General features: G+C 41.4%; 8 protein-coding genes. 6 read left to right on the top strand and 2 right to left on the bottom strand.

The window, feature by feature from the left end:
- Window positions 1–64: 64 nt before the first annotated feature.
- The 3 genes from H1S01_RS22120 (at window position 65) to H1S01_RS19285 (ending at window position 3,084) form a co-directional block, all read left to right on the top strand.
- Window positions 65–193 carry a hypothetical protein gene (locus H1S01_RS22120; RefSeq protein ID WP_279287046.1) on the top strand — a complete coding sequence of 43 codons (129 nt, stop codon included), beginning with the start codon at window positions 65–67 and terminating at the stop codon, window positions 191–193.
- A gap of 134 nt (window positions 194–327) precedes the next feature.
- Entirely contained in the window at window positions 328–1,512 is a 1,185-nt protein-coding gene (locus H1S01_RS19290) for a tyrosine-type recombinase/integrase (protein ID WP_188042013.1), read from the top strand.
- A 144-nt stretch (window positions 1,513–1,656) separates the two neighbouring features.
- Window positions 1,657–3,084, top strand: a complete 1,428-nt coding sequence (locus tag H1S01_RS19285) for an SIR2 family protein (RefSeq protein ID WP_188042012.1) — start codon at window positions 1,657–1,659, stop codon at window positions 3,082–3,084.
- A gap of 642 nt (window positions 3,085–3,726) precedes the next feature.
- Here H1S01_RS19285 and H1S01_RS21225 read toward each other — a convergent pair.
- On the bottom strand, window positions 3,727–4,005 hold the full coding sequence (locus H1S01_RS21225) for a YmaF family protein (protein WP_341479146.1): 279 nt from the start codon (window positions 4,003–4,005) through the stop codon (window positions 3,727–3,729).
- 287 nt (window positions 4,006–4,292) lie between these two features.
- Window positions 4,293–4,592: a YmaF family protein gene (locus H1S01_RS22635; RefSeq protein WP_188042011.1), complete on the bottom strand. Its 300-nt coding sequence runs from the start codon at window positions 4,590–4,592 to the stop codon at window positions 4,293–4,295.
- Window positions 4,593–4,955: 363 nt separating this feature from the next.
- On the opposite strand from H1S01_RS22635, the gene arsB reads away from it, so the two are divergent.
- The 3 genes from arsB (at window position 4,956) to H1S01_RS19260 (ending at window position 7,765) form a co-directional block, all read left to right on the top strand.
- Window positions 4,956–6,011, top strand: a complete 1,056-nt coding sequence (gene arsB / locus H1S01_RS19270; RefSeq protein WP_188042010.1) for an ACR3 family arsenite efflux transporter — start codon at window positions 4,956–4,958, stop codon at window positions 6,009–6,011.
- A 175-nt stretch (window positions 6,012–6,186) separates the two neighbouring features.
- The gene (locus H1S01_RS19265; RefSeq protein ID WP_207732424.1) at window positions 6,187–6,642 is read left to right on the top strand and encodes a C-GCAxxG-C-C family (seleno)protein; all 456 of its coding nucleotides are present in this window, start codon (window positions 6,187–6,189) and stop codon (window positions 6,640–6,642) included.
- A 463-nt stretch (window positions 6,643–7,105) separates the two neighbouring features.
- On the top strand, window positions 7,106–7,765 hold the full coding sequence (locus H1S01_RS19260) for a DUF3793 family protein (protein ID WP_188042009.1): 660 nt from the start codon (window positions 7,106–7,108) through the stop codon (window positions 7,763–7,765).
- Window positions 7,766–8,186: the final 421 nt, after the last annotated feature.

Below are 8,186 nucleotides of genomic sequence, written 5' to 3'. Positions count from 1 at the left end.
CGCCTCCTCTCGAATTGATTGAGGAACAACTACAATTCCATTTTATGGGTTTAGGAGCTTTGGTGTGAACGAAAAAAACCGCCGGGAAAGTCAATCCCAGCGGTTAAGCATTGTAGCTTTAGCCATTTTGATTATCATCATAGCGATCCTCGATACCCACTATTACTTTATGAAAAAGCTCCTTACTGAGTGAACGTATTGGGGTACTTAAAACAATCTAGCCTAGAGGTAATTCTAAACTTTAACTTCCCTTCCCGCCCAACTAGAGATAACCTACACCTGCCTCCTAGAAATCAGTTGATCAAACGAAGGAGCAGGTGTTTTTTCATGACCTCTCAACGTAACAAACCTGGACAAGGTTCCGTCTACCAACGCAAAGACGGCTACTTTGTAGCCCAGGTCCACATTGGCCAAGACGATAACGGCAAACCAAAGTATGCTCGTCGAACATTCAAAACAGAGGGACAAGCCCTACAGTGGCGTGATCAAGCATTAGTTGAGTACCGTCACGGTATCTTCGTAATCCCATCCACTGTAACCTTCAGCGAATGGCTCGACATCTGGCTTGACCAATATGTAAAGCCCAACGTGCGGCCTAAAACTTGGGAGTCCTATGAATATATTACCCGGCTTCATTTGAAGCCGAAGCTAGGCAACGTGAAGGTCCAGGCACTGCAGACCACCCAGCTACAGAAGCTGATTAACGAAAAACGGCAATCGGGCCTAGCGACGAGAACAGTTGAACTGATTCTCACTACCGCAAGAACTGCTCTCAAACAGGCCATCCATGATGAACTAATCAGCAAGAACATCGCCGACCACGTCCGAAAACCTAAACCGTCACCCAAGCAAATAAGTGTCTTTACCGTAGATCAAATGAAGGAATTTATGTTTGTTGCCGAAGAGGACCGGCTTTGGATCGCTTTCAAACTGCTGCTTGGAACGGGAATGAGGGTAGGGGAGTTGCTGGCTTTGAAATGGGGAGACATCAATTTGGAACGAGGTCACATTGACGTGACCAAAGGGACCGTACTGGTTAAGAATGAGAACGGCCCAAACAAGACTCATCAAATTATCCAGGAACCCAAAACAAAAAACGGCTATCGGAGGATTCCGATAACCGAAGATTTGGTCCGACAGCTTAAACGCTGGCAGGTCTTGCAATATATTGAGCAAATGGCAGAAGGGGAGGAGTATGAGGATGACGGGTTGGTTGTGACGACAAAAAAGGGAAGGATGGTTAGCCAACGGAACTTGGCCACTAAATTTCACCGGCTGTTAGCTAAGGCGGAAATTCCGAAGACTAATCTGCACTCACTGAGGCACACGTACGCCACACGGTTGCTCGAAGCCGGGGTTCATCCGAAGGTTGTGCAGGAACTGCTGGGCCACGGCAGTATACGGATTACGTTGGACACTTATAGTCACGTGCTTCCCGACGTTAAGAAACAGGCGATCGATAAGATAGAGGGGATGTTGAGTCCGAGGAAGATGGGGAAGGTGGTAGGTTGAATTTAGTCTCGGAGTGATATAAGGGACAAGACTAAGAAATATTATTTCACTAATAAATGTGGGAATTTAAGCTTTGAAAAAAAAGGTAAATGCTATCCGTACCTCGAATGAACAACTAAATAAGGAAAGTACGGGGGATAGCGTATGGCTTATAATGATGAATCAATTAAACTGGTATTTGATACTGAACCTACAAATGAGAATACTTTGAAGAAGTTAAGCAAACAATTAAAAACGACAGTGAAAGTAATCCCCTTTGTCGGTGCAGGTATGTCGGTACCATTTGGTTTTCCGGAATGGGGGAAATTTCTCTTATTAATGGCTAAAAGCCGTAATATGGAAAAAGAAACTGAGGAGCTCATACGTATAGGAAAGTATGAGGAAGCTGCAGAATTATTGTATAATGAAATGAAACATCGTGCATTTAATGATGAGCTTACTAGGTATTTTGGTGATGATAATATAGCTAATAACGAGTTAAAAGGAGCAGTAACTTATATTCCACGATTAGCTAGTTCGACTGTAGTAACAACAAATTTTGATCATGTGTTAGAAAATGTTTTTGAACAAGCTGGTTGTAGTTTCAAACATGCTGTTTGGGACGCTAACAAAAGAGACTTAATAATAGCGGCGTTACACCAAGACCAAAGAGTCTTATTTAAATTGCATGGCGACGTAGATAATCATAGCGATAGAATACTAACACTAACCGAATATCAAAAGGCTTACGGAAATCAGAGAATAGATCTTAAACGACCTATTCCAAAACTTCTTGGTGATCTATTAACAAATCGTCCATTGCTCTTTTTGGGTTGTAGTTTAAACCAGGATCGTACAGTCGCGATGCTTCGCCAAGTAACTAAAGACCGTAAAGAATTAATTCATTACGCTATTACCGAGAAACCTAATGATAATAATGAGTTTATAAAAAAACGTCGTCATTTATCTGAACATTCGATAAGCCCCATTTGGTATCCTGAAAGTCGACATGAATTAATTCCGGACATATTAGCGTATTTATTGGAAAAGGACGACGTAATTAAAAATACGATTTCCGAAAAGAAGCATATCTCAAAAACAGCCCCAAATATTGAGGAGCGTCAAAAAACAAACATATTTCCCCACAATAGGGTTGGAAAATCTGGGAATAATCTTTGGAAGTATAGATTTTTTGCTTTATTATTATTTTCGTTAACGATTCTATTATTCTCTATTGGTAGAACGCCGACCCCTAAAATAATAAATACTCCAATAAATCCAGCGGCCCCGACAATTCATTTAGAAAACCCCTTATCAGATTATCAAAGTACATATGAATTTACTGTAGGTAAGAAAACAGAAATTTCTGCAACAGCTGAAGACGCTGGAAGTGGAGTTGGAGCAATGGCAATATATATAAACGGAAACAGAGTATTAAGATCGGATAATTCTCATATATTTTATTCATTTTATCCTGAAAAAGGAATAGAATACGATATCGTAATAAACGCTGTTGACAGGCTAGATCGTTCAACTTCAAGAAGTTTCGTAATTAATCCGATAAAAACAGAAAAGACTCCATCTGGAAATTAGGGTTTTAGACTATAGTTTTGCTATAGTATTCGCAAAGATTAAAAACCGGCCCTGGCCCACAACAGCTTTCGCCGGTTTTTTACTTTTGCCGTGTCGGCAGTGGGGAGGGAGCGTGGCCCGTACCGGGCTTCGTTAATAACGGAAACGCAAAAAACCGCCGTCAGCACTCTGCCTCCGTCGGTTTCCCCTGCGTACCGGGCCATTTCAACCCCATGGCTTCACCAGAGATGCCCCTCCGTAACTACAACCGTAACCACATTTTGGTTCTCTCTTCCACCTGATGATCCTTCTAACCCGCATATGTAGTGGAGCCGGCGACAGGACTTGAACCCGCAACCTACTGATTACAAGTCAGTTGCTCTGTTGGAAGACGGTCATTCTCTGGGTAAGATTATAGCCAATTTTTGAAAATTTGAACAGAGAGTAAGATGTGGGATATTAGGTCGGCGTTGGTTGGGAGATGAAGGGATTTGTTTAAGGGGATATAGCGTTAGAGGCCCACCAGTTAAGGCGAGGTTTTTACGTGTCAGCGATTTCGTTTAGGGGGCAGCGTCGGTTCACAGTAAGGGGAACTACAGTGGGACTACAGAAAAAGCCCGCCGATGTATGGCGGGCAGTTCGAAGAATTATTAATGATTACACCTAGCGGGAACAACTCGTTCGACCAGAATAAAAGTGTACGTGCCCCAAATCACAAGAGGTTTTTCCTTCCATGCTGTGATAGTGACCATATCCCGGGACATAAACTGCTGGGCCAGTTATTCCGCAATAATAGTGAATATGCTTATGATTTAAGGTAGTCCTACCTGAATAACGGTGCTTATGTCCACGGATATCGGGCTCAGAAGAAGTTATTCCGATCATATAATGTAGGTGTTTTTTATTAACCGTGGTACAAAGCGAGTATTTGTGAGTGTGAATAACGATCGCCTCCTTCCATAACGATTCTCCTATAAGTACTATATTCTGGTAGGGAGATGTTCGATTAAAAATAGAGTCATCGTATGTTTAACACTGTCTAATCTATTTGAAAACAAATATTACGGAGATAATAGTTGCCTCCACCGTTGGTGCGTTTGGTCGTGAGTGGTTCATGTTGGCAATATTGTTGAGGGCCAGTGGATACTGTAGATTGGGAGGAGTGGGGAAGTCACGTGTTCTATCGAGAATAATGAAGCCCGCCCGATAAGGGCGGACAACTCAGAAAACTATCTATTCCTAGGCAAATCCCGGTCTAGTTGTGAGCGACCATTATAGGCATGCGAATGCCTTAGAATAAAACTCGTACGACCTCTCATTCTATGAAAATGTTCTCCACCTCGAACACGTACTGGCGGCCCAGTGACATTGGTAAAAAAGTGTACATGATCAAGACTCAAAGTTGTGCTGCCGAAAAAAACGTGCCTGTGTCCACGAACGTCAGCTTGATACGTGGTAAAACCAGACATTCGGTGTCGGTGATTTCGAGCAAGTCTAGTTAAGAATGAGAATCTGTGAGTATGCAACATAAACATTCCCTCCCTTCCAGAATAATCAACCCAATATACCTTATTCTGGTAAATGAATTGGAGTGACTACAGAGGAATCCAATCTTGAAGGATGAGTTGCAGTTTTGGGTTGGCATAGGGGGGGTGAAAGGATTTTTTTTGGGGAGGGGGATTAAGTATTAAAATGGGAAGTCTTTACAGAAAAAGGCAACAGCTAAGAAAATGAGAATACAACGAGCATGTTTTCGATAAAATTAATCAATTAAGATTTTGTGTATCTTTCATATAAAAGCACACAGTGTATAATTAGTCCCAATGCTATTATTACCAAGGAAAAAGAGAATTGCTTATTTAATTTCTGGTTTAAGAGGTGAAGTTTAAACGATGGAAAATAACGAGAAGAAGTTATCGGCCCTAGACCGACACTTAACTCTCTTGATTTTTTCGGCTATGCTTATTGGTGTTGCTATGGGTAACCTTTTTCCGGGTGTTGTAGGATGGTTAAATCAATTTCAGGTAGGGACAACATCCATCCCCATTGCTATTGGCTTAATTTTAATGATGTATCCACCTTTAGCTAAAGTTCGATATGAGAAAATGGGTGAAGTTTTTAGGAATTATAAAATACTAGTCGTTTCTTTGGTTCAGAATTGGTTAATTGGACCTGTACTTATGTTTGGATTGGCAGTAATTTTTCTAAGAGACTATCCGGACTATCTGATCGGACTCATACTTATCGGATTAGCACGTTGTATCGCAATGGTCATTGTCTGGAACGAATTATCAAAAGGAGATGCGGAATACGCGGCAGGCTTAGTGGCATTTAACTCCATATTTCAAGTATTATTTTATTCAGTGTATGCATATGCATTTATCACAGTTTTGCCAAGTTGGTTTGGTCTTAAAGGCTTTGAGGTTAATATTACTATTGGACAAATCGCAGAAAGTGTTTTCATCTATTTAGGGGTACCTTTTTTGGTAGGCATGGCTACCCGAACTATATTTTTGAAAATAAAAAGTCAAGAATGGTATGAGAGCCAACTAATCCGTCGTATTAGTCCTTTGACGCTAATCTCATTATTGTTCACAATTATAGTTATGTTCTCGTTGAAAGGAAGAGTCATTGTCCAACTACCACTTGATGTTGTTCGGATCGCCGTTCCTCTCTTAATTTACTTTGTTGTGATGTTCTTGATATCATTTGCTATAGGGAAAAAAGTTGGGGCAGATTACTCAAAAACAACGACATTGGCCTTTACTGCAGCTAGCAATAACTTTGAGCTTGCAATTGCTGTAGCAGTCGGTGTTTTTGGTATTGAATCTGGGGCCGCCTTTGCCGCAGTAATAGGTCCTTTGATTGAAGTCCCTGTGATGATTGGCCTAGTTAACATAGCGTTAAGATTTAAGAAGAAATATTTTATGGATCAAGACGTTAATTAGATTGTATTGTTTTTATAGAGCTGCTATTGACGACGTTGAAGCTGTGGAATACAATATAATCTAGCAAGGATTTACAACTTAACTATGAGTAAAAGCTGACCAGAAAACTGGAGGCTCGGAAATTTGTTTTTCCGGGTCTCTTTTTGTTTTAATGAAGTAAGAAGGGAGAAAAGACATGGGAGCTATGAAAAGTAAAGTGGTCGAAAAATCAGTCCAATACTTCAAAGAAGGGCTTTATTGCAGCGAAGCGATTCTAAAAGCCTTTAATGAGGAATACAACTTGGGGCTGAATGATGAATTCATGAGAATCGCCACTGGTTTCGGAGCTGGACTTGGTGCGTCGAAATGCCTGTGCGGATCATTAACAGGTGGGGTTATGGTACTAAGTGTGGTAAAAGGAAGAAAAAGTGCTGACGAATCGGAGGCTCCTTCCTTTGAGTCCGCTGCTAAACTTCATGATGAATTTCGAAGAGAATTTAATGCAACATGCTGCAGGGTCTTAACACGCCCAGTTGAGTGGGGAACTCCAGAACATCATCAATATTGCGTACAATTCGTGGAAAAAGCTACAGAATTGACTGAAGAGATTTTATCAGAGGGAATTCAAGTTAAAAAGAATTTAGCAATTTAATTCAGCCCAACGGCCCATAAGCCAGGGCTGTTTTCTTTTATCGCTGCCGGACTATACCCAACTGGCCCAACAGCGGCATATTCGCAGTTAAACGCCCGTATTTTTCCCCTAAAATCCCCCATATCCCACATAAGGCCGCTGTAATGGCCCATGTTCGATTGGATCCCCGTTGTGGTATGAATGGTATGGTTGGTCGCGTTGGAGGGCGTAGGGGGGCGATGTGGAGGGTCGGTTTCGTTGGGTGGAAATTCGGATAGGTTTTTCCACTAGATATTGACAAGAATTCACGGTATGGAATAGAATATAATCCAATAAGAATTTACAACTTAATTATGAGAGTAAAAAGCTCACCAGAAAACTGGAGGCTCGGAAATTTGTTTTTCCGGGTCTCCTTTTGTTTAAGTACTAAAGGATAAAAGACACAGGAGCTAGGAAAAGTAATGCGGTTAAGGGGGAATGAAAAATGTTTCCTTTATTCGCACGATGGAAAGACGATCTTAGAAACAAGGAAGGGGAACAAGCACAGTTTGAAAAATGGCTTTTTTTTACTCTATCGAGAGTGCTTTTTGCTGGTAAAGCAGGCGAATGTGTTCGGTTCCAGGAACAAAACTATGGAAAAACAATCGAATCCACGTTAGAGGACGCAAAAAATCTAGCTCTTCAATGGGACGTGGAAATGTTTTTGTTAAAACGATGTGAGAAGTGTGCGTGGGTAATTTTTTACCGGGATGAACAATTAAAAACTGCTTTGAAACGTTTGCATAGAATTCGACGATTTCGAAAAAAAGGATATCCTTGGCCTGTCGATAAGAAAGAGTTTTTACTCCATCTAAAAGAAAAGTGGTGCATAACCGGAAGACTTCCCCATGAGATTGGTTTTGCTCTTGGTTATCCATTAAAAGATGTCTTTGGTTTTCTAGGCTTGTCTAACCAGCCCAAAAGTACAGTATGTGAATGGTGCATATACGGTAATGCTCATTCTTCCTTAAAACTTAAGCAGCGATTTGATCAGGCGAGCAAATTATCATTAACATTTCTAGAGGAAAATCGATTCGATCTAATCTGCAGACAAATACGACACTCTGTGAATCAAGTTGACCGTAAATCTGTAGCGATAATTTAAGTTGTAACCAAACTATGATTAACGACGAGACTTTTAGGGGTTCTTTCGGGTGCAGGATATTAGAGGAAAACTTATTAAGTAGTGTTCCAACAGTCCGGCCAACGCCCGGCTGTTTTTCATTTAGTCGGCCGCGTATCGTTGGCCCAACAGCACCAACTGTTTTTGCGTGAACACACCACTAACAATCACCCAAAGCCCCCCATCCCCCCATAAGGCCGCTGTAATGGCTCACCTCCGGTTAAACCCCCGTGGTGGTTTGAAGGGTATGGTAGGTCACGTTGAGAGGCGTAGGGGGGAACGTGCGGGGTCGGTTTTGTTGGGTGGAGGAAATTATTAGGAGGTGCTGGGTCTAAAGTCCCTTTTTTCAATATCAAATACATGATATCTTAATATTATCCTTCCTAACTATTCCACATGCCAG

Source organism: Heliobacterium chlorum, from assembly GCF_014502795.1.
GTDB classification, from domain to species: Bacteria; Bacillota; Desulfitobacteriia; order Heliobacteriales; family Heliobacteriaceae; genus Heliobacterium; species Heliobacterium chlorum.
Note: the sequence above shows the minus strand (reverse complement) of the source record. Positions and strands in the feature narration are given on the sequence as shown.